General features: G+C 44.6%; 2 protein-coding genes. Both read right to left on the bottom strand.

Annotated elements, in window-relative coordinates:
* The coding region (gene rsxE, locus A3729_RS10245; protein ID WP_156497869.1) for an electron transport complex subunit RsxE at nucleotides 1–498 on the bottom strand (498 nt) is incomplete at its 3' end.
* The coding region (gene rsxG, locus A3729_RS10240; RefSeq protein ID WP_068633782.1) for an electron transport complex subunit RsxG at nucleotides 498–1007 on the bottom strand (510 nt) is incomplete at its 5' end. The genes rsxE and rsxG, both read right to left, overlap by 1 nt.

The following is a 1007-nucleotide window of genomic DNA, read 5'->3' as shown; positions in this document are numbered from 1 at the left end:
CAATACCACGGTAAAGCCTACTCCCATCATCAAACCATCTGTTGCGGCTGGCAATACAGGGTTCTTACATGCATATGCATCGGCTCGACCTAAGATTGCGCAGTTAGTCACGATTAATGGGATAAAGATTCCAAGAATTTCATACAATTCATAAGTGAAGGCTTGCATCAATAACTCAGCACAAGTCACTAGCGAAGCAATAATCATCACAAAAGCAGGTAGTCTGACTGAATCTCTCACATAGTTTCGAATCAACGAGACCGATACATTAGACCCAAGCAAAACCAAGGTTGTCGCCAACCCCAAACCTAAAGCATTAACTACTGTGCCGGTTACAGCCAATAAAGGGCACAAACCCAGTAGCTGAACCAAGGCTGGGTTATTGTCCCACAAGCCATTCTTAACTAGTTTGTTGAACTCGCCACTGCTAACAAAGCTTTGCTTCGCACCTTCGCTTTGTTCCGGTATTAAATCTGCGCTATTTTCTGCTGCTGCCATTATTGTGCCTCACCTGCTGCAGTATCAGTTCCCGACTTAGAACTCATTGCCTGATCCAGAATCCGATCTTTGTTCTCACTAAAGTAGATCAGCGCTTTATGCACCGCACTGACTATCGCACGAGGTGTAATGGTTGCACCTGTTAACTGATCAAAGTCTCCACCATCTTTCTTCACTTGCCACTGAGTTTCAGTCAAGTTCGCCAAAGACTTGCCGTTGAAGGATAAAACCCAATCAGACTTCTTCAAGTCGATTTTATCACCTAAGCCCGGCGTCTCTTTATGCTCTATCACTCTCACACCCTTAAGCTCCCCCGACATATCAATACTCATAATCAAACGTATAGGGCCTGTATATCCATCAGGCGCCACAACAGGCAATATTAGGTGGGTAGGAAGCTGATCTTTTAAAGCGATGAATGCCTCTACTGGTTCAATAGTCCCCAAGGCTTCAGATGGAGCTAGTGTAAAGGCATCATCGAGTAATTCATTATCGAACTCAGAAAGTGG

Source organism: Oleiphilus sp. HI0043 (genome assembly GCF_001634935.1).
This window is presented reverse-complemented; position numbering and strand designations above follow the sequence as displayed.